Consider the following 19,474-nt stretch of genomic DNA (forward strand, 5'->3'; position numbering starts at 1 on the left):
AAATCGGTCGATGATTGTAAGCACCGGAGAGGCGCAATTATGCACAACTATTATCCGACCTTTTTTAGCGTGGCATAGAATAAACCGTCAGTACCGCCGCTTGATGGCAGCAGTTGGCGCCCGCTGGTGACGGACTCGCTGCCCGCCATCTCAGTGTCAGATAGCGCTGCGTCGGCTTCTTCGGTGAGAAAGCGTTGTATCACTTGGCTGTTCTCTTCGTCTAGGATGGAACAGGTCGCGTACAGCAATGTGCCACCTGATTTAAGCAGCGGCCACAGGCCCCGCAGAATACACAGTTGCTGATCTGCCAGCGGGGCAATATCGCTTTCTCGGCGCAGCAATTTCACATCCGGGTGCCGGCGAATGACACCGCTGGCGGAACAGGGAGCATCCACCAGAATACGATCAAAACTTGCGGGCTCCAGCGCAGCAGGAGGGCTTGCAGCATCGCCGGTGATCAGAGTCGCCTTCAGGTTCAGCCGGTGCAGGTTTTCCGACACTTTTTGCAGGCGTAGTTCGTCGATGTCCATGGCGACAAGCTCGGCCAGTTCTGGCTGTAACTCCAAGATATGACACGTTTTGCCACCGGGCGCGGCACAGGCATCCAGTACGCGTTCCCCTGCTCCGGCTTGTAGTAGTAAGGCCGCCATTTGGGCCGCCTCATCCTGTACGCTCACCCTGCCAGCGCTGAACTCTGGCAGATCCCAGACATCTAGTGGCACGGCTAGCTGGATGGCATGCTTACTCAGGCAGCCAGCCTCGGCCGCAATGCCATGACCTTTAAGGCTGCCAACATAGTCGTCCCTAGAGGCTTGGCCGCGGTTTACGCGCAGAGTCATTGGAGGCTGTTGATTGTTGGCATCGATGATTGCGGCTGCGGCAGCAGGCCATTGCGCCAATATTTTTTGGAACAACCAAGCCGGATGGCTGGCGGCTGCGGCCTCATCAAGCGCTTGTGTTAATTGCTCGCGTTCGCGTAGATAACGCCTCAATACCGCATTGGTCATGCCCTTTGCCCAATGTTTTTTCAATGCACGGGTGGCATCGACGGTGGCTGCGACAGCCGCGTGGTCTGGAACCCGCGTGCTGTCTAATTGGTACAGTCCGCAGAGCAGAAGGCCTTGTACGTCGCGGTCTTTGTCGCGCAGAGGCTTGTCTAGTAACTGCTTGAGAATAGCCTGTAGTCGAGGGCTCTGGCGTAATGTGCCATAGCTCAACTGTTGCAATAAAGCACGGTCTCGCTCGCTGACGTCGTTGAGTTTCTCTGGCAGGACCTGGTTCAAGGAGAGCCCCCCAATGACAGCCCCAATAACGCGGGCGGCAGTCGCCCGCACATCCGCGCTCATGTATCGAGACTCGCGACGGGCAAGGTGAAGTGCTTGCCGGCCGCGAACAACGCCTGATACGCGCTGAGGAGTTGCTTTGCTTCCAGTGGTTTTCCGCCCTCCAACTGCAGCACCTCGATGGTGAGTTCGCCCTCACCACAACGTACGGTGATACCTTCTTTGTCGGCGCGCAGGATGGCTCCAGGCATTTGCGTAGCGGCTGTGGACAGCAATGGACTGGCTTGCCAGATTCTGACGCGTTGCCCGTCGAGTTCGCAGTAACACACAGGGAACGGGTTGAACGCCCGAATTTTATGATCCAGCACCGAGGCGCTGTGCCTCCAGTCAATTTGTGCTTCGGGTTTGAGAATTTTATACGCGTAATTGGCGTGCTCATCGTCTTGCGGTCGGCTGTGCCGCTGATGGCTTTCGATAGCGGCTAAAACGTCGCCTAGTAAGGGCGGGCCCAACAGTGCCAGCTCGTCATGCAGGCCGGCAGCGTTGGTCCGGGAGCCTATAGGGCAGCTGACGCAGGCCAGCATCTCGCCAGTATCCAGGCCGGCATTCATTTGCATAATAGTAATGCCTGTAGTGGCATCACCGGCTTCAATGGCACGTTGTATTGGTGCCGCACCGCGCCACCGGGGTAGTAGTGAAGCGTGTACGTTGAGACACCCTAGGCGCGGGGTGTCTAGCACGGCCTGAGGCAAAATCAGCCCGTATGCGACAACGACCATCACATCGGCATTGAATGCGGCCAGCTGTCGTTGCGCCTCCTCGTTTTTCAGTGATGCTGGCTGGCACACGGTTAGGCCAGCGAGCTCTGCCATTTGCTTTACCGGGCTAGCGTGTAGCTTGCGCCCTCTTCCCGCGGGCCGGTCCGGCTGCGTGTACACGGCAAGAATGTGGTGTTTACTCGCGATAAGACGCTCTAGATGAGAGGCGGCAAAACCGGGAGTGCCAGCGAAGAGGATGCGCAAAGGGGAGGCTGACATAGTGTTCAGACGCGCTGGCGCTGGTCTTTTTCCAGCTTCCTACGAATACGTTGTCGTTTCAAGGGCGATAGATAATCGACAAACAACTTTCCGTTCAGGTGGTCAATTTCGTGTTGCAGGCAGACTGCTGCGAGGCCTTCCAGTTCGCAGGTGAAAGGTTCGCCGTCACGACCCAGCGCGGTGACAGTCACTTTTTGGGGGCGACTAACCGTTTCATAAAACCCGGGAACAGACAGGCAGCCTTCGTCATATTCATCCAGCTCGGTGTCCAACACGGACAGCTCAGGGTTGAGAAACACCATTGGTGCTGTTTTATCTTCGGAGACATCCATCACCAGCAACCGCTGGTGGATATTCACTTGCGTCGCTGCCAGACCGATACCGGGCGCGGCATACATCGTCTCGAGCATATCGTCGATAAGCTTGCGAGTGACGCTAGTCACGCGCTCAACGGGAGTGGCCTTTGTGCGGAGGCGAGGGTCGGGGAATTCGAGTATTTCCAGTACTGCCATGAGCTTGAATGTCCATCTGGTCGTCAGAAGTGGCTTAAATTGGCTGCGTGAATTAATAACATTTGGGCTTGCCAGCTCTAAAACGCGGCAGCAAACTGTTCTTATTATACAGCTTGTCGTTAAAGGCCGGCTAGCACCGCAGTGCCGCAACATATCATACCTGTGGGTAAAGTCCGCGGAGGCAGATCGCTGTTGCGGTGTATCGCAGGGCTACAGTGGCGCAATAACACTGTTGTGCAGACAATGCCGGCGCGATTACAGCGTCGATGATTTCAAATGGGTCAATAATAACTAGGCCAGACAGGGACGCGAAACAATGAAAATAAAGCCACTATCGGTTTGTTTGCTTCTGGCGGCATTGCTGTTTAGCAGTTGGATGCAGGCGGCGGTAGAGCTCAACGACGACGTGCCAGAAACGTATAGTGTTAAAAAGGGCGACACCCTCTGGGGTATTTCTGGCCTGTACCTGAAGGAGCCTTGGCTTTGGCCTGAGTTGTGGGACGCCAACCCACAGATCGATAACCCGCACCTGATTTATCCCGGGGATGAACTCTACTTGGTGTGGGTTGATGGCCATCCTCGCCTGCGCCTGCGTCGGGGCCGAGAGGTCAAGCTCAGCCCTAATATGCGTGTGAGCCCTCTGAATCTAGCGATTCCTGCAATCCCTCTTGACCAAATCGGCCCATGGTTAAGGCGCAATCGGGTTATGGACGCACAGGAGATTAAAAACTCAGCGTATATCGTCGCCGCTGGCGAGCGGGCCTTGCTCGCGGGGCCTGGCGACACTATTTTTGGTCGTGGCCCCTTTCCTGATGGCGAGCGTTCTTACGCGATATACCGCGCAGGTCAGAGTTACATCGATCCGGTGACCAAAGAGTTTTTGGGTTACGAGGTTATTGATGTTGGCAACGCCAAATTGCTCAGCAGTAACCGGGATGAGGTCACTGAGCTGGAGGTCACTCGCATCGAAGAAGAGGTCCGCATCGGCGACCGATTGTTCCCTATAGAGGAGCGCATACTGGACGCGAGCTACCACCCACAGGCACCGGAGCAGGATATTGTCGGTGGTGTCATGATTGCCGTTGCAGGGGGCTTAACCCAGATCGGTGATATGAGTATCGTTGTGATCAATAAGGGTAAGCGGGACGGCCTACAAATTGGCAATGTAGTGGCCGTCTATCAAGCAGGGAAGCATTTATTCGATAAGATAGCGCAAACGAATGTGGTGTTACCGGATACGCGTGCGGGCCTAGCAATGATATTTGAGTCCTATGAAAAAGTCAGTTTCGCTATCGTACTCAAGGCGACCCGGCCGCTGTCCATTTTTGACCTGATTAAACAACCGTGATGCACCAGCAATAGACCTAAAGCACTGCAATTAGCGGCTTCGTGTCCCGCATAAACCTCGCCGACATAACATCAAGGATGATGTATGAACGTTACCAAAGCAAAAGCCGCAGCTGAAGCTGTTGGCGCAATAGCGTTAGATATTGATGATAAGCGCTATCCTGCGCTGTTGAGAGCGATTCACGACCCCCCTCCATTATTGTACGTTCGTGGTGACCCCGCGGTGCTGCTAGACGCGCAATTGGCGGTGGTAGGGAGTCGTCGCGCCAGCTCCGCTGGCATGCGGCTGGCTGAAACTTTGAGCGGCCAATTGGTGAGGACGGGATTGCACATCTGCTCTGGCTTGGCGCTTGGTGTTGATGGCGCGGCGCATCTGGGCGCGCTTGAAGCCGGCGGCAAAAGCGTTGCAGTGATGGCCACAGGCATCGATGCGGTTTATCCTCGGCGTCATCAGGCGCTGGCGCGGCAGCTGGAGCAGGCAGGCTGCCTCGTGACGGAGTTTCCTCCTGGTACGCCTCCGCTGCGGCAAAATTTTCCCAAACGCAATCGTATTATCAGCGGTCTATCCTTGGGGGTGCTGGTTGTTGAGGCGGCGTTGCCCAGTGGCTCTCTGATAACCGCGGGAACCGCGATGGAGCAAAGCCGTGAAGTTTTTGCCCTGCCCTGGTCCATGCTCCATGATGGCGGGCGGGGTTGTCTCAAACTCATTCGAGACGGCGCGAAGATGGTGCAGGAGGTCAATGATATCCTCGAAGAGCTTGGCCCTTTGTATGCTTTGCAGCAGGCCAGTTATGCTGCAGTCTCCCCCGGCAATCGCCATACGCCGTCCAGTCGGTCCTGGCTGTTGACCCTGGTGGGCTTTGAGGCGGTTGCGTTGGATGAATTGGTAAAATATAGCGGCCGACCCGCGGCGCAGGTGTTGGCAGAGCTATCTGCTCTGGAGTTGTCGGGGCTGGTGGTGCGGACGGCCGGAGGATTTATTCGGTGTTAGTCGCATGGGGACTTGCTAAGTCTGCATCAGGTGGTACGCTTTAGCGTTTTTCATCTGCGGCGTTGTCGTAATAGTTAATTGGAGACAATCAATGAGTAAACCTTTTGTTGCCATTGTGATGGGATCAGACTCAGACCTGCCTGTTCTAGAGGCCAGTTTTGATGTGCTGCGCGCGTTTGAAATTCCCTTTGAGGCGCGTATAACGTCCGCCCATCGCACGCCTGAAGTCACCAAAACGTATGTAGAAGACGCCGAAAAGCGCGGCTGCGCAGTTTTTATTGCCGCTGCTGGCATGGCCGCCCACCTTGCTGGCGCTGTCGCTGCGGCGACGGTTAAGCCGGTTATCGGGGTTCCAATGAACGCTTCGTTGGATGGGATGGATGCCTTGTTATCCACGGTGCAAATGCCTGCAGGCATTCCTGTTGCAACCGTCGCGATCGGAAAGGCCGGCGCCAAGAATGCGGCCTACCTGGCGGTTCAAATGATGTCGCTGGCAAATCCACAGCTGTCACAAAAGCTGCGCGATGAGCGTGCTGCGAATGCCGACGTGATCTACGCGAAAGATGCGGCATTGCAGGAAAAGCTCAAAGGCTAATTTATTATGCGTCCCCCGTCCGGGTTTCTGCGTGTGGAGGCAGCAGTCTGCGCCCTACGCGCCGGCGGCGTGATTGCTTGTCCGACGGAGGCAGTGTGGGGTCTTAGCTGCGACCCTAACAATGCTGATGCGGTGGCACACCTGCTGGCGCTCAAGCGCCGACCGGTGGCCAAGGGTCTAATTTTGGTGGCGGCGAGCGAGGACCAGATAGGGTTTTTGTTAGCGGGCCTTACAGTACAGCAGCGAGCAACATTGGCGGATAGCTGGCCGGGGCCGGCTACCTGGTTGTTGCCGCACCTGGGCCAAGTACCCGGTTGGATTTGTGGTGAACACGCCTCGGTGGCGGTGCGCGTGAGCGACCACCCTGTAGTCAGTGCGCTTTGCTCGGCTTGGGGCGGCCCTCTGGTCTCCACGTCGGCCAACCGGACGGGTGCGCGTCCAGCGCGGGAGGCCTTTCAGGTTAGGCGCTATTTTGGCGACGGCTTGGACTACCTATTGCCGGGCAGGATTGGCGTCTCAGGGCGGCCGACGCCTATTCGGGACATTGCTAATGGTCGAATCATTCGCAGTTAGTAGGGCTTGTCGGTGAGGGTGCCTATAATGTCCTACGACGTATTTTGTAGGAATTCCACGTATGGAAGTTGAGCAGGTCAAAACGTATCTTTTGCAGTTGCAGGACACCATTTGTGATGTCTTGGCTGCGGAAGATGGTGAGGCCGTCTTTATGGACGATCAGTGGCATCGGCCCGAAGGCGGCGGCGGCCGCACTCGTGTTATGGGTGAAGGTGCGGTCTTTGAGAAGGCAGGCGTTAACTTTTCTCACGTGCAGGGCTCGGCACTGCCCCCGTCTGCCAGCGCATCCCGGCCGGAGTTAGCCGGGCGCAGCTATGAAGCCTTGGGCGTCTCGTTGGTCATTCATCCGCATAACCCTTACGTTCCCACCGCGCATGCCAATGTGCGCTTTTTTGTTGCGAGCAAGCCAGGCGAAGCACCCATTTGGTGGTTCGGCGGAGGTTACGACCTCACGCCTTACTATGGCAATGAGGCGGATTGTGTCAGCTGGCATCGTGTGGCGGCGGAGGCTTGCGAGCCTTTTGGCGACGATGTCTACCCGCGCTTCAAGACGTGGTGTGATGAGTATTTTTACCTTAAACACCGCGACGAACCACGTGGCGTCGGCGGGCTGTTTTTTGACGACTTAAATGAATGGGGCTTCGATACTAGCTTCGCTTTTATGCGCGCTATTGGGGACTCCTTCCTTCGAGCGTATCGCCCGTTGGTGCAGCGAAACAAGAATCGAGCTTACGGTGAGCGGGAGCGGCGGTTCCAGCTTTATCGGCGCGGTCGCTACGTGGAGTTCAACTTAGTATTTGATCGGGGCACCTTGTTTGGTCTGCAGTCCGGTGGTCGAACGGAGGCCATTCTGATGTCGTTGCCTCCTCTGGTGCGGTGGGATTATGACTATAATGCGCTGCCCGGTACGCCCGAGGCAGAGCTAACAGATTATTATCTCCAGAATAGGGACTGGCTGGCGGAAGCAGCCCATGGCAGGAGCAAGACCTGATGGAAAAAGATAAGTTCGCGGTGTTTGGCAACCCGATTAAGCAGAGCAAGTCGCCCATTATCCATACCTTGTTTGCGCAGCAATACGCGCAGCACATTGAGTATCGTGCCGTGCACGTGGAGCTTGATGACTTTGTTCAGGCCACAAGTCGCTTTTTTGAAGGTGGCGGAGCGGGACTGAATATCACTGTGCCGTTCAAGCATGAGGCATTCGCGATGGCTCACCGTAACAGTGAGCGCTCACTTCGTGCTGGCGCAGTCAATGTGTTGACCCTTGCCGATGATGGCCTTATCGATGGCGATAATACGGACGGCATCGGCCTGATACGCGACTTGATCGCCAATCTTGGCTGGACCGTGCAAGGCTTGCGTGTGTTGTTGGTGGGCGCCGGCGGCGCCGCTCGGGGCGTATTGGAGCCCCTGTTGCGGGAGCGCCCACGAGAACTTTTAGTCGTCAACCGGACCGCTGCTCGCGCGGCGGAGTTGGCGCTGGAGTTTGCGGGTATTGGTCCATTGGAGGGCGGCGCATTCGATTTGATCGGCACGCGCCAATTTGATTTGATTATCAATGCCACAAGTGCCGGGTTGTCGGGGGCGGTGCCCGAGTTGCCAAGCTCAATGCTGACAGAACGTAGCTGCTGTTACGATATGGTCTATGGCGCGGAGCCGACGCCGTTCCTGCGCTGGTCAGCTGACCATGCCGCTGGAGCTGTGTCCGACGGCCTTGGTATGTTGGTGGAGCAGGCCGCAGAGGCGTTCTATATTTGGCGACAATTGCGTCCTGAGACGCGCTCGGTAATCGACCAGTTACGCGAGGCGATGGAAGCCGCCTGAATCGGTTGGTTGCGGCACGACAGGTTTCAGTTCCCCAATGGCGGCGTTCTACCCTAAACCCACGGAAGTCGTCATGGCTGCAGTGCCCAAGCAGGGGCACGAAACTGTTATAATAAGTCCCCTGTCACGATGCGAGCCTATTTTGGCCGCGATTCGGAGTACGATCATGGACACTGACCAAACTCGTAGGCGCTTCATTGCGGGCGCTGTTTGCCCCCGTTGTGCGCTGATGGACAAGATTTTGGTCGACATGGATACGGATCAAAGGCTTTGTGTGAGCTGCGGTTTCAGTGAAGAACGCCCAGGTTTGCCGGAAGAGAGTCCCGTTGTAGCGATGGCCCCGAAAGTGGCAGAACTCCCCACGCGGGTAAGTCGTGCCGCGGCTCGAAGAGTAGAAACGCCGGCAGAGCGAGTGACGCTTATTGACCTTCAGCCATCAGGCGACACGCCACAGGGCGAGTAATGTCTGTTCCCCAGAGGCTGAAGCGATAATCGATCGGGCGTACAGCCCGCGCTTGACACAAAGGGTGTACTTTCTGCACAGTGCGCACCTGTCGATTTTCGACACGATTTGGTGTATCGCGCAGCAGGCTGTCACTTGTCAGAGTGAAAAATACCAAAGCTTCATAAAGCGATTAACAAAGTAGGATTTACAATCCGCATCCGCTATAATTCGCGCGTTTTTGTCGATGCGATACTATTACCGCGCTCAAAAACGCACAGTAACGGGCAACTTTCAGCAAACCGTACGTTCGAGTCCCCCTCATAATTTAGGCGCCGGCTCCGAGTAATTGCTATTAGTCCTAGTCAAGGGGCGACGGTCTGCAGGATTGCTGGTTAGCACATCACATTTTTTACTACATGGAGACACGGGAAATGGGTTTTAAGGCGAAGCAGCTGTGTAAGCTCGCGCTGGGTCCTGTGCTGTTGTTCATGAGCGTCAGTGCCATGGCAGCCGGCGGCGAGGCTAGCAGTATCAATATGACACCCGGAGTCACCGAGCTCGGCCGGGAAGTTTATGATTTGCACATGATCATTCTTTGGATCTGTGTGGCCATTGGTGTTGCTGTATTCGGGGTGATGTTCTACTCCATCATCTTCCATCGCAAATCACGCGGCGTCATACCGGCAACGTTCCATGAGAGTACGACGGTGGAAATTGCTTGGACGGTGGTGCCGTTCTTTATCCTGATTGCCATGGCGGTGCCGGCCACTACTACTTTGCTCACACTCTATGATACGGATGATTCTGAGTTGGACATCTTGATAACCGGCTATCAGTGGAAGTGGAAGTATGAATATTTAAATGAAGAAGGTGAAAATGTTAGCTTCTTCAGTAATTTGCGCACCCCCCAGGCCGAGATTTACAACGATGAGGCCAAGGGTGAGTACTATCTGCTGGAGGTCGACGAGCCCCTAGTCTTGCCGGTTGACACTAAAGTACGTTTTTTGGTGACGGCAAATGATGTCATTCATTCTTGGTGGGTGCCTGCGCTGGCCGTTAAGAGAGACGCAATCCCAGGGTTTATTAACGAGACTTGGGCGCGGCCGACTGAGCAGGGCATTTATCGCGGTCAGTGCTCGGAGCTGTGCGGCAAGTCACACGGTTTTATGCCTATCGTCGTTAATGTGGTCAGCAAGGAAGAATATGGCGAGTGGATTGCGGCAAAACAGAGCGAAGCCACTGAGGTTAAGCAGTTGACGTCCCAAGACTTTACGCTAGATGAGTTGATGGTGCGCGGCGAATCGGTTTACGACACAAGTTGTCTAGCCTGTCATGGCGCGAACGGGGAAGGTGGCGTGGGCAATGCCATTGCAGGCAGTGCAGTGGCTACTGGCGATATCAACGCACACCTCGAAATAGGCATCAACGGCGTTCCTGGCACGTCTATGCAGGCTTTCGGCGGGCAACTGAGCGACGTTGATATGGCGGCAGTGATTACGTATCAGCGCAACGCATTTGGCAACAATATGGGCGACAGTTTGCAGCCCGTTGATGTCTACAACTACAAAGAACGCTAACTGGAGAAGTTAACGATGGGCGATCATCATCACGGTCCTGCCAAGGGCCTTAGTCGGTGGCTTTTTACCACTAATCACAAAGATATTGGGACCATGTACCTGTGGTTTTCGTTTTCGATGTTTTTGCTGGGTGGCTTTTTTGCCATGATCATTCGTGCCGAGCTGTTTCAGCCCGGCATGCAGTTGATCGAGCCCGCGTTCTTCAACCAGATGACCACCCTGCACGGGCTCATCATGGTATTTGGGGCGATCATGCCCTCCTTTGTCGGCCTGGCGAATTGGTTGATTCCGCTGATGATCGGCGCGCCAGATATGGCCCTCCCGAGGATGAACAACTGGAGCTTCTGGATTCTTCCTCCGGCCTTTTTGTTGTTAGCGTCTACGTTGTTTATGGAAGGCGGTGCGCCCGCAGCGGGCTGGACTTTCTATGCCCCCCTGTCGACAACTTATGCCGGTCCATCGGTGACGTACTTTATTTTTTGTATCCATGTATTGGGGCTTTCTTCCATCATGGGTTCAATCAATATCATCGCGACGGTAATGAATATGCGTGCTCCTGGCATGACCTATATGAAAATGCCGTTATTTGTGTGGACCTGGCTGATAACAGCATTCCTGTTAGTCGCTGTAATGCCGGTGCTTGCGGGCGCGGTGACCATGATGTTAATGGACGTACACTTTGGCACTAGCTTCTTTTCCGCTGCGGGCGGCGGTGACCCGGTACTGTTCCAGCACATATTCTGGTTCTTTGGGCACCCCGAGGTATACATCATTATCCTGCCAGCATTCGGCGTGGTGTCGCAGATTATTCCTGCGTTTTCCCGCAAGCCGCTATTTGGCTATGACTCAATGGTATATGCCACCGCGTCTATCGCCTTTCTTTCGTTCATTGTCTGGGCGCACCACATGTACACGGTCGGAATGCCCATTGCGGGTGAATTGTTCTTTATGTACGCGACCATGTTGATTGCTGTGCCAACTGGGGTGAAGGTGTTTAACTGGATTTCTACCATGTGGCGCGGAGCACTGTCTTTTGAGACACCAATGCTGTTTTCCATTGGCTTTATAATTCTGTTTACTATTGGCGGATTTACGGGTCTGATGCTTTCTATTGCACCTGCTGACTTCCAATATCACGATTCTTATTTCGTCGTTGCCCATTTTCATTATGTCATGGTGGCCGGCGCGGTATTCAGCATGACGGCAGCCATTTATTTCTGGCTGCCCAAATGGTGTGGTCGTATGTACAACGAGACAATGGGCAAAACCCATTTCTGGATTTCATTCATTGGTTTCAATTTGGCATTCTTTCCCCAGCACTTCGTGGGCTTGGCGGGCATGCCGCGTAGGATTCCCGATTACGCCCTGCAGTTCGCTGATTTCAATATGATGTCCAGTATTGGCGCATTTATTTATGGCGCTTCACAGATCTTGTTCTTGTACAACGTGATCGCAACCATTGTGGCCGGCGACCCGGTCAGTGATGAAAAGGTGTGGGACGGCGCGGAAGGCCTGGAGTGGACACTTCCCACGCCTGTGCCCTACCACACCTTTGAAACTCCGCCACTGGTTAAGTAGAAAGCATTACGATGTTGAAACTGAGCAATAATCCCATCGTCAACACCTCGGCCAAGTTGGCCGTGACTGCGGTGATCATGTTTGCGTTTGTTTTTGTGGTGATGGTGCCGCTGTATAACGTGCTATGTGATGTGCTGGGCATTAACGGCAAAACGAATGGGCAAGCCTACACCGCCGTCGAAGCGAGGGTCGATGAAAGCCGCACGATAACGATACAATTTATTGCGACTAACAACGCGGGTATGCCTTGGGAGTTCTCGCCGACAAAAACGGCGATGAAGGTGCATCCGGGCGCAGTGAATGATACGGTGTTTTTTGCGCACAACCCTAGGCCAGATGCGATGATTGCTCAGGCGATACCCAGCATTTCACCGTCAAGAGCGGCGAAGTATTTCCATAAAACAGAGTGTTTCTGTTTTAACCAGCAGCCCCTCGATGGCGGGAGCTCGGCAGAAATGCCGCTGCAGTTTATTGTCGACCAAGACCTGCCGCGCGACATCGGCACCATCACCCTGTCGTACACCATTTTTGATGTAACAGATATGGCGAGCGGCGCCTTGGCCGCACGCTGATGTGCGGGCTGGGGTGCCGGCACGCTATAAACGGAGAAACACTATGACAGGTCAGACTTCCACGGAGTACGAGAAGTATTACGTACCAGAGAAGAGCAGGCTGGCATTATGCGCCACTACAGGCCTGATCCTGAGCATCTATGGCGCTTCGGGCATCATGAATGATATGACGTTCGGGGATCCGGATGAGGCCACCAACTCGTGGTCTATTTTCTTATTCGGGATGTTTTTCTTTGCCGCTACGCTTTTTAGCTGGTTTCGAACTGCCATCAGGGAAAACATTGCGGGCCTCAATAGCGCCCAGCTGAAAAAATCGTATGTGCTTGGCATGTTCTGGTTTATTTTTTCTGAACTCATGTTCTTTTTTGCATTTTTTGGCGCGCTGTTCTATGTGCGCAATCTCGCAGGCCCTTGGCTTGGCGGCGAAGGTGATGGCGGGCGCATGAACGGGCTGCTTTGGCCTAGTTTCGACTTTTCATGGCCGATGATGCAGACACCGCAGGAAGCAATGGGTGGCGCAACAACACAGCTCATCGCAAATAACGGCTCTTTCACCAGTGCCCACACGAGCATGTCCTTTGCTGATGCACACGTCTGGTGGCATTGGCTGCCACTGTGGAACACCCTCGTTCTGTTAACCTCCAGTGTCACCTGCCATATCGCACACTTGGGCATCCTCAAGGGCGACAAGAAAAAATTCAACTTGTGGCTGGGTATCACGGTGGCCCTCGGGATGATCTTCGTGTACCTACAGATTATGGAATACTATGAGGCTTATAATGAGTTCGGGTTGACGCTGAATTCAGGCATCTACGGCTCCACCTTCTTTATGTTGACGGGCTTTCACGGCTTTCACGTATTCATGGGCATGACGATGCTGCTTATCCAGCTGTTGCGTTCTGTGATTGGCAAGCAAATGACAGCGACAGACCATTTTGGCTTCGAGGCGTCCAGCTGGTACTGGCACTTTGTCGACGTGGTGTGGGTATTTTTGTTTCTGTTTGTGTACATTCTTTAGGTCGTTTTCGCGTTCTAACTTGGGTGCCCGTTGCCTGTTATGGCCCGGTATCCCAGGGGTTGACGTGACCTAATTGGCCAGTAGCGACGCCGTAAATCACGAGTGTCAGGAGCACGGCGGCAATACCGAGTCTAACGCCCAGAGAGTGAACGGTGCGCTTCTTTTCCTTGTTACCCTGGTCGAGCATCAAGTAATAGAAACCGCTTCCTAGGCTGGCGACCAGCGCCAGCATCAGTAGTACAATTGTAGTTTTTAACAATGGATGTCTCCCTCAACAGTTCGGTGCAGTATAAACCAGTCGAACCGATTTGCCTTGGAGCAGGATAATGTCTGGAGAAAAAACCGGATTACATTTTGACCTTGAGTGGCGCATTACCTTGTTTACGGTGGTGATGGTTCCGTTGATGTTCAGCTTGGGCCTCTGGCAGCTGCAGCGTGCCGACGAAAAAGCAGCGCTGGCGTCTTCTTTTGAGGAGCGTCAGCGGCAGCGGCCAGCGCCTGTTTCTGAGCTATGGAACCAATCTGCAGAGTCGCTCGCGTATGTGCCTGTGCAGGTGAGCGGTAATTATTTGGCTGATCAGTATTTTCTGTTGGACAACCAGATACACAACGGCAAGTTCGGTTATCAGGTGTTAAATGTCCTACGGCTTTCCGATAGCGCGGGTAGCGTGCTGGTCAATCGCGGCTGGATAGCAGGCGATTCTGGCCGGCGGGCATTGCCGGACGTGCCGGTAATCGAAGGGTCGGTGGATGTTATGGGTCAGGTTTATGTTGCGCCAGGAAAGCCCTATTTGCTGGCGGAACAGCAACTGGAACAGGGCTGGCCCAAGGTTATACAGGCAGTAGAAATGAATATACTTGAGCCCGCGATGTCGGCACAAGGCGCGGACAGTGTCTTCCCCTACCCCGTTCGTATTGCCGCGGGAGAGCAGGGAGCGCTGACGGTGAATTGGCAGGTAGTGAATATGAGCCCGCAGAAGCACCACGGCTACGCGGTGCAGTGGTTTGCGATGGCGGGGGTATTGCTGGTGTTTTACCTGCTGCGCAGCAGTAATCTTGGGCAAGTCATCTCCGGCGTATGGAAAACGGGCAAATAAATGACAGAAACACATTCAATGACACGCAACCGCATGGTGTTGCTACTGATAGGCGGCATTCCGGTAACGGTGGCTCTGGTGGCCACCTGGCTGTGGTATTTTGTGGTCCGTGGTGACTTGGATATCGTGAGCATTTTGGGCACCGCAAACCGGGGTGAACTGGTACAGCCTCCGCGACAACTGGACGATCAGACGCTGCTTGACGAGTCCGGCGTAATCCTAAAATTCGCAGATATGGAGCCGCGCTGGGCGATGCTGATTCCCGCTGCGGGAGGACATTGTGACGAGGCCTGCGAAAAGAGCCTGTATGTGACGCGCCAGATTCAGGTGGCCATGGGCAAGCACTTCAGCCGTCTTCGCCGTTTCTATATTGAAGAGGAACACACAGGTGACACAGAGCTGGTAGTATCTCAGCTCAGCGATGGGCGCCCTGCTCCGGCTGCCGGAGACTTTTTGGAATACCTGGCGACGGAGCACCGTGGGTTGCAGGCCCTGACGCTGTCTGCCGCCGGCTATAATGCGCTGTTTGAGGAATACTCATCAGATGCGGGCACATGGTATCTGGCAGACCCCGCAGGATGGATTATGATGTCTTACAATGAACAGGTTCCTTATAAAGACGTGATTGCAGATCTTAAATTTCTTTTCAAAAACTCTGGTGGCTAATGACAGACCTAGGGCAGACAGGCGCCGCCACTTGGCGCGACTATAAAGAGCTCACGAAGCCCAATGTGGTTCTTTTGATGATTCTCACCTCGGCCATCGGCATGTTTATGGCGGTTCCTGGCATGGTGCCCTTGCATATTTTGGTGCTGGGCAATTTGGGTATTGGCCTTTGCGCGGGCTCTGCGGCAGCGGTCAATCACCTGGTCGACCAGCAGGTAGACCAAAAAATGACCCGCACGCACAACCGACCCATTGCTCAGGGTCGGGTGACCAATCTGCAGGCGACGCTGTTTGCTATGGCCTTGGGCGGGGTGGGCCTGTATATCCTTATCGTCTGGATTAACCCGCTTACCGCTTGGCTCACACTGGCTTCCCTGGTGGGCTATGCGTTTGTCTACACCATGTTTCTCAAGCGTGCGACGCCGCAAAATATCGTGATTGGTGGATTGGCAGGTGCGGCCCCTCCCCTGCTCGGCTGGACTGCGGTCACTGGCGAAATCCACGGCCATGCGCTGCTGCTGGTGCTGATTATTTTTGCGTGGACGCCGCCTCACTTTTGGGCTTTAGCTATTCATCGACGCGAGGAATATGCCGCCGTCGCGATACCGATGCTGCCTGTTACTCACGGAGTGGCGTTCACCAAGCTGCATATCCTGTTGTACACAATCCTCTTGTTCTTGGTTACTCTATTGCCTTATGTCACGCGCATGAGTGGACCGCTATACCTGTTGGGCGCGGTGGCCCTGGGGGTTGGCTTTCTCTACTGGGCCATTGAGCTGTTGCGGGACAAGAACCCGAATGCCCCCATGAAGACGTTCAAATATTCGATTTTCTATTTGATGGCACTCTTCGTTATCATGCTGGTCGATCATTACGTCTTTCCTGTGGCCGCACTATGAGCCAGTCACGCAACATCAAATTGACCATCGCAGGCCTGCTGTTATTTATCACCGTTATTGTCGCTGGATTTGTCTATAGAGTTTCGCTGCCGCGCATAATGACCGCGTCAGAAATGAGCGCAAATGGACTCTATTTGTTGGAAACGCCGAGAAATATCGGCGAATTTGACCTTATTGACCATCATGGCAATCCGTTCAATCCTGGCCGCTTGGAGGGTCAGTGGACGCTCGTGTTTTTTGGCTTCACCCACTGCCCAGACATATGCCCCACCACCATGACGTTCCTTAATACGTTCCTAGAGAGTCTGGAAGGTACTGAGGCTCAGGACCCGCAGGTGGTCATGGTGTCCGTGGATCCGGCTCGGGACACCGTGCAGCAGCTGGCGGACTATATGCCCTACTTTAACCCCGACTTTATCGGTGTGACAGGCGAATTTCTCGATATTCACCGTTTTGCGACTAAACTCAACACCCCTTTTCGTAAGGTGATGGACGAAGACGGCAGTTATCAGGTTGACCATAGTTCTAATATAGTACTTATCAACCCAAGAGGTGACTACCACGGTTTTTTCAGGGCACCCCTGGACTTGGCTAAGATGAAAGTGACCTATCGTTCTGCGCGCTTCATTTGGGACCGATAGCATCACGCCATAGCCAGCGCCATAGCGTGTGCTAGCGTATAATACTAAATTGGCTGCCCTTTTCTGTGCGCGGCACCTGACAAAGTGAGTTCTATTATGGATTCCACCACTGCACCCTTGGTTCTGGTCGACGGTTCGTCCTATGTCTACCGAGCATTTCACGCGCTGCCTATGCTGACGACTTCCAGTGGCCTCAATAGCGGCGCGGTGCGCGGTGTGATCAGCATGCTGCGACGTCTCCTGTTGGATTACCCCGACAGCCCGGTGGCGGTGGTGTTTGATGCCAAAGGTAAGACCTTCAGAGACGCTATCTTCGCAGAATACAAGGCGCATCGGCCGCCGATGCCGGATGAATTGCGCGAGCAGATTGAACCCATTCACGAAATCGTCAAGGCCATGGGCCTACCCTTTATTTGTGAGCCGGGCGTGGAGGCCGATGATGTGATCGGCACGTTAGCGCGCCAGGCGAGCGAACAAGGGACGCATGTGGTGATTTCCACCGGCGACAAAGATATGGCGCAGCTGGTGAATGCGCACACCACGTTGGTCAACACGATGACCGACACGGTGATGGATGAGGCCGGCGTAGAAGCTAAATTCGGTATCCCACCCTCGCTGATTATCGATTTCCTAGCGCTCATGGGAGACAAGGTGGACAACATTCCGGGTGTGCCGGGTGTCGGAGAGAAAACGGCGCTGGGTCTGCTGCAGGGCTTGGGCAGCCTCGATGACATCTACGCTAATCTGGAACAAGTGTCACAGCTGTCTTTTCGCGGCGCCAAGACCATGGGCGCGAAGCTTGCCCAAGAAAAAGACAGCGCCTACCTGTCCTATTTGTTGGCGACGATCAAAACCGATGTGGCGCTGGAAAAAGGCCCCAAGCAGCTTACCAACGCCCTCCCGGATCAGGAGGCTTTGGTCGACTGGTTTACGCGGATGGAGTTTCGCTCGTGGCTGGACGAGCTTTTGGATGCGGGCGAGGCGCCTGTTCCAGAGGCGGTGCAGATGGATGTGGACTATGACATTGTGACAGAGCAGGCTGCATTGGACGTCTGGCTGGAAACACTGGCGGCAGCCGAACTGTTTGCATTTGATACCGAGACCACCAGCCTCAATTATATGGAGGCGCGCATTGTGGGTGTGTCCTTTGCCGTAGAGCCGGGCAGGGCGGCTTATGTGCCGCTGGCACATGACTATCTGGGTGCGCCGCCGCAGCTGCAGCGTGAGGCAGTGCTCGCTGCGCTAAAACCTCTGCTGGAAGATGAAACTAGGGCTAAAGTCGGCCAGAACCTCAAGTATGACGCCAGCGTACTTGCCAATCACGATATCACGTTGCGCGGCATCCGCTTTGACACCATGCTCGAATCTTACGTACTGGATTCCATCGCTACGCGCCACGACATGAATAGCCTGGCGCTCAAATATCTTGGGCAAAAGACCATCCATTTTGAGGATGTTGCGGGCAAGGGGGTCAAGCAACTGACGTTCAACCACGTTAACGTGGAGGAGGCCGGGCCCTATGCCGCCGAGGATGCGGATATCACGATGCGGCTGCACCGCACTCTGTGGCCAAAACTGGAAGAGCAGGGCCGTCTTGCGGAGGTCCTGACCACACTAGAGGTGCCGCTGATACCGGTGTTGTCGCGCATTGAGCGCCAGGGAGCGTTGATTTCCAGGGAGCTGCTGGTGCAACAAAGTGGTGAGTTGGGAGAGCGGTTGCAACAGCTGCAGGCGCAAGCCCACCTGTTAGCGGGGGAGGAATTTAATCTGAGCTCGCCCAAACAGTTGGGGCACATTCTGTTTGAAAAGCTACAGTTGCCGGCCATCAAAAAAACCCCGAAGGGGGCGCCCTCTACCGCTGAACAGGTGCTGGCAGAGTTGGCCTTGGACTACCCGTTACCCAAGGTGCTGCTCGAGCACCGTAGCCTGAGCAAACTTAAATCCACCTACACCGATAAACTTCCGCAGATGGTGAACCCGGTCACGGGCAGAATACACACGTCTTACCACCAAGCGGTGACCGCGACGGGTAGACTGTCGTCCTCGGACCCTAATCTGCAGAACATACCGATCCGCACGGAGGAGGGCAGGCGTATTCGCCAAGCCTTTATCGCTCCTGCGGGTTATAAAATTCTTGCGGCAGATTACTCACAGATCGAACTGCGCATTATGGCCCATCTGTCTTCGGATGCGGGGCTGCTCAAAGCCTTCAATGAGGGGCGAGATGTGCACACCGCGACCGCCTCTGAAGTCTTTGAAGTCGCGCTTGACGCCGTGACTACCGAGCAGCGACGCAAGGCCAAGGCGATCAATTTTGGCCTCATCTACGGCATGTCTGCGTTCGGGTTGGCCAAGCAATTGCATCTTGGCCGACACGAGGCCCAACAGTACATCGAGCGCTACTTTGAGCGCTATCCGGGCGTGGCAGATTACATGGACCGTACTCGAGCGTTGGCCAAAGAGCAGGGCTATGTAGAAACGCTGTTCGGGCGGCGTCTTTATTTGCCGGAAATTAACGCTCGCAACAAGATGCGGGTGCAGGCGGCCGAGCGCACTGCGATCAATGCGCCGATGCAGGGCACCGCGGCGGACATTATTAAGCGGGCAATGCTGGCGGTGGATGACTGGCTGCAGCAGGGCAGGGTCGATGCCCGCATGATTATGCAGGTGCACGATGAGCTAGTGTTCGAAGTGGCAGACGATGAAGTGGACCCGGTTCGCGAACAGGTATGCCGTCTCATGTCTGAGGCCGCTGAGCTGGCGATTCCGCTGTTAGTTGAGGCCGGAGTGGGAGATAACTGGGACGAGGCACACTAGCG

General features: G+C 54.8%; 20 protein-coding genes. 16 read left to right on the top strand and 4 right to left on the bottom strand.

Annotated features, from left to right (window positions below):
- Window positions 1–50: 50 nt before the first annotated feature.
- Genes rsmB through def form a run of 3 tightly spaced genes read right to left on the bottom strand, consistent with a single transcriptional unit; the run spans window position 51 to window position 2,832 of the window.
- Window positions 51–1,346: a 16S rRNA (cytosine(967)-C(5))-methyltransferase RsmB gene (gene rsmB, locus ABXT62_RS00055; RefSeq protein WP_415356504.1), complete on the bottom strand. Its 1,296-nt coding sequence runs from the start codon at window positions 1,344–1,346 to the stop codon at window positions 51–53.
- The gene (gene fmt / locus ABXT62_RS00060; RefSeq protein ID WP_415356505.1) at window positions 1,343–2,320 is read right to left on the bottom strand and encodes a methionyl-tRNA formyltransferase; all 978 of its coding nucleotides are present in this window, start codon (window positions 2,318–2,320) and stop codon (window positions 1,343–1,345) included. The genes rsmB and fmt overlap by 4 nt, the downstream gene beginning before the upstream one ends.
- A gap of 5 nt (window positions 2,321–2,325) precedes the next feature.
- Window positions 2,326–2,832, bottom strand: a complete 507-nt coding sequence (def, locus tag ABXT62_RS00065) for a peptide deformylase (RefSeq protein ID WP_415356506.1) — start codon at window positions 2,830–2,832, stop codon at window positions 2,326–2,328.
- Window positions 2,833–3,148: 316 nt separating this feature from the next.
- Here def and ABXT62_RS00070 point away from each other — a divergent pair, with 316 nt between their 5' ends.
- The 11 genes from ABXT62_RS00070 to ABXT62_RS00120 all read left to right on the top strand — a co-directional run bounded on the left by ABXT62_RS00070 (window position 3,149) and on the right by ABXT62_RS00120 (window position 13,352).
- Complete coding sequence (locus ABXT62_RS00070; RefSeq protein ID WP_415356507.1) at window positions 3,149–4,180, top strand: LysM peptidoglycan-binding domain-containing protein; 1,032 nt, start codon at window positions 3,149–3,151, stop codon at window positions 4,178–4,180.
- Window positions 4,181–4,264: 84 nt separating this feature from the next.
- Window positions 4,265–5,170, top strand: a complete 906-nt coding sequence (gene dprA / locus ABXT62_RS00075) for a DNA-processing protein DprA (RefSeq protein WP_415356508.1) — start codon at window positions 4,265–4,267, stop codon at window positions 5,168–5,170.
- A gap of 91 nt (window positions 5,171–5,261) precedes the next feature.
- On the top strand, window positions 5,262–5,765 hold the full coding sequence (gene purE / locus ABXT62_RS00080; RefSeq protein ID WP_415356509.1) for a 5-(carboxyamino)imidazole ribonucleotide mutase: 504 nt from the start codon (window positions 5,262–5,264) through the stop codon (window positions 5,763–5,765).
- A 6-nt stretch (window positions 5,766–5,771) separates the two neighbouring features.
- Window positions 5,772–6,338 (top strand): L-threonylcarbamoyladenylate synthase, encoded by a 567-nt coding sequence (locus tag ABXT62_RS00085; RefSeq protein ID WP_415356510.1) that lies wholly within the window; start codon window positions 5,772–5,774, stop codon window positions 6,336–6,338.
- A 61-nt stretch (window positions 6,339–6,399) separates the two neighbouring features.
- Window positions 6,400–7,329, top strand: a complete 930-nt coding sequence (hemF, locus tag ABXT62_RS00090) for an oxygen-dependent coproporphyrinogen oxidase (RefSeq protein WP_415356511.1) — start codon at window positions 6,400–6,402, stop codon at window positions 7,327–7,329.
- Window positions 7,329–8,162 carry a shikimate dehydrogenase gene (gene aroE / locus ABXT62_RS00095; RefSeq protein ID WP_415356512.1) on the top strand — a complete coding sequence of 278 codons (834 nt, stop codon included), beginning with the start codon at window positions 7,329–7,331 and terminating at the stop codon, window positions 8,160–8,162. Before hemF ends, aroE begins: the two co-directional genes overlap by 1 nt.
- 166 nt (window positions 8,163–8,328) lie before the next feature.
- Window positions 8,329–8,625: a YheV family putative metal-binding protein gene (locus ABXT62_RS00100; RefSeq protein ID WP_415356513.1), complete on the top strand. Its 297-nt coding sequence runs from the start codon at window positions 8,329–8,331 to the stop codon at window positions 8,623–8,625.
- A 413-nt stretch (window positions 8,626–9,038) separates the two neighbouring features.
- Window positions 9,039–10,184 (top strand): cytochrome c oxidase subunit II, encoded by a 1,146-nt coding sequence (coxB, locus tag ABXT62_RS00105; protein ID WP_415356514.1) that lies wholly within the window; start codon window positions 9,039–9,041, stop codon window positions 10,182–10,184.
- A gap of 15 nt (window positions 10,185–10,199) precedes the next feature.
- The gene (gene ctaD / locus ABXT62_RS00110; RefSeq protein WP_415356515.1) at window positions 10,200–11,762 is read left to right on the top strand and encodes a cytochrome c oxidase subunit I; all 1,563 of its coding nucleotides are present in this window, start codon (window positions 10,200–10,202) and stop codon (window positions 11,760–11,762) included.
- A gap of 11 nt (window positions 11,763–11,773) precedes the next feature.
- Window positions 11,774–12,334 carry a cytochrome c oxidase assembly protein gene (locus ABXT62_RS00115; protein WP_415356516.1) on the top strand — a complete coding sequence of 187 codons (561 nt, stop codon included), beginning with the start codon at window positions 11,774–11,776 and terminating at the stop codon, window positions 12,332–12,334.
- Between the two features lie 43 nt (window positions 12,335–12,377).
- On the top strand, window positions 12,378–13,352 hold the full coding sequence (locus tag ABXT62_RS00120) for a cytochrome c oxidase subunit 3 (RefSeq protein WP_415356517.1): 975 nt from the start codon (window positions 12,378–12,380) through the stop codon (window positions 13,350–13,352).
- A 37-nt stretch (window positions 13,353–13,389) separates the two neighbouring features.
- Here ABXT62_RS00120 and ABXT62_RS00125 read toward each other — a convergent pair whose 3' ends face one another.
- Window positions 13,390–13,611 (bottom strand): DUF2909 domain-containing protein, encoded by a 222-nt coding sequence (locus ABXT62_RS00125; RefSeq protein ID WP_415356518.1) that lies wholly within the window; start codon window positions 13,609–13,611, stop codon window positions 13,390–13,392.
- A gap of 67 nt (window positions 13,612–13,678) precedes the next feature.
- On the opposite strand from ABXT62_RS00125, the gene ABXT62_RS00130 reads away from it, so the two are divergent.
- From ABXT62_RS00130 to polA, 5 genes are all read left to right on the top strand, one after another.
- The gene (locus ABXT62_RS00130; RefSeq protein ID WP_415356519.1) at window positions 13,679–14,449 is read left to right on the top strand and encodes an SURF1 family protein; all 771 of its coding nucleotides are present in this window, start codon (window positions 13,679–13,681) and stop codon (window positions 14,447–14,449) included.
- Window positions 14,450–15,115, top strand: a complete 666-nt coding sequence (locus ABXT62_RS00135) for a hypothetical protein (protein WP_415356520.1) — start codon at window positions 14,450–14,452, stop codon at window positions 15,113–15,115. It abuts the gene before it with no gap.
- Window positions 15,115–16,014, top strand: a complete 900-nt coding sequence (cyoE, locus tag ABXT62_RS00140) for a heme o synthase (RefSeq protein WP_415356521.1) — start codon at window positions 15,115–15,117, stop codon at window positions 16,012–16,014. Before ABXT62_RS00135 ends, cyoE begins: the two co-directional genes overlap by 1 nt.
- The gene (locus tag ABXT62_RS00145; protein WP_415356522.1) at window positions 16,011–16,655 is read left to right on the top strand and encodes an SCO family protein; all 645 of its coding nucleotides are present in this window, start codon (window positions 16,011–16,013) and stop codon (window positions 16,653–16,655) included. The genes cyoE and ABXT62_RS00145 overlap by 4 nt, the downstream gene beginning before the upstream one ends.
- A 96-nt stretch (window positions 16,656–16,751) precedes the next feature.
- Complete coding sequence (gene polA, locus ABXT62_RS00150) at window positions 16,752–19,472, top strand: DNA polymerase I (RefSeq protein ID WP_415356523.1); 2,721 nt, start codon at window positions 16,752–16,754, stop codon at window positions 19,470–19,472.
- Window positions 19,473–19,474: the final 2 nt, after the last annotated feature.

Source organism: Halioglobus sp. Uisw_031 (assembly GCF_047729875.1).
GTDB lineage: Bacteria > Pseudomonadota > Gammaproteobacteria > Pseudomonadales > Halieaceae > Marimicrobium.

Coding starts and splice junctions, on each gene's coding strand:
- purE (WP_415356509.1), top strand. CDS start 5,262: ATGAGTAAACCTTTTGTTGCCATTGTGATGGGATCAGACTCAGACCTG.
- polA (WP_415356523.1), top strand. CDS start 16,752: ATGGATTCCACCACTGCACCCTTGGTTCTGGTCGACGGTTCGTCCTAT.
- aroE (WP_415356512.1), top strand. CDS start 7,329: ATGGAAAAAGATAAGTTCGCGGTGTTTGGCAACCCGATTAAGCAGAGC.
- ABXT62_RS00100 (WP_415356513.1), top strand. CDS start 8,329: ATGGACACTGACCAAACTCGTAGGCGCTTCATTGCGGGCGCTGTTTGC.
- ABXT62_RS00135 (WP_415356520.1), top strand. CDS start 14,450: ATGACAGAAACACATTCAATGACACGCAACCGCATGGTGTTGCTACTG.
- ABXT62_RS00085 (WP_415356510.1), top strand. CDS start 5,772: ATGCGTCCCCCGTCCGGGTTTCTGCGTGTGGAGGCAGCAGTCTGCGCC.
- hemF (WP_415356511.1), top strand. CDS start 6,400: ATGGAAGTTGAGCAGGTCAAAACGTATCTTTTGCAGTTGCAGGACACC.
- def (WP_415356506.1), bottom strand. CDS start 2,832: ATGGCAGTACTGGAAATACTCGAATTCCCCGACCCTCGCCTCCGCACA.
- rsmB (WP_415356504.1), bottom strand. CDS start 1,346: ATGAGCGCGGATGTGCGGGCGACTGCCGCCCGCGTTATTGGGGCTGTC.
- ABXT62_RS00130 (WP_415356519.1), top strand. CDS start 13,679: ATGTCTGGAGAAAAAACCGGATTACATTTTGACCTTGAGTGGCGCATT.
- fmt (WP_415356505.1), bottom strand. CDS start 2,320: ATGTCAGCCTCCCCTTTGCGCATCCTCTTCGCTGGCACTCCCGGTTTT.
- ABXT62_RS00120 (WP_415356517.1), top strand. CDS start 12,378: ATGACAGGTCAGACTTCCACGGAGTACGAGAAGTATTACGTACCAGAG.
- dprA (WP_415356508.1), top strand. CDS start 4,265: ATGAACGTTACCAAAGCAAAAGCCGCAGCTGAAGCTGTTGGCGCAATA.
- cyoE (WP_415356521.1), top strand. CDS start 15,115: ATGACAGACCTAGGGCAGACAGGCGCCGCCACTTGGCGCGACTATAAA.
- coxB (WP_415356514.1), top strand. CDS start 9,039: ATGGGTTTTAAGGCGAAGCAGCTGTGTAAGCTCGCGCTGGGTCCTGTG.
- ABXT62_RS00115 (WP_415356516.1), top strand. CDS start 11,774: ATGTTGAAACTGAGCAATAATCCCATCGTCAACACCTCGGCCAAGTTG.
- ABXT62_RS00145 (WP_415356522.1), top strand. CDS start 16,011: ATGAGCCAGTCACGCAACATCAAATTGACCATCGCAGGCCTGCTGTTA.
- ABXT62_RS00070 (WP_415356507.1), top strand. CDS start 3,149: ATGAAAATAAAGCCACTATCGGTTTGTTTGCTTCTGGCGGCATTGCTG.
- ctaD (WP_415356515.1), top strand. CDS start 10,200: ATGGGCGATCATCATCACGGTCCTGCCAAGGGCCTTAGTCGGTGGCTT.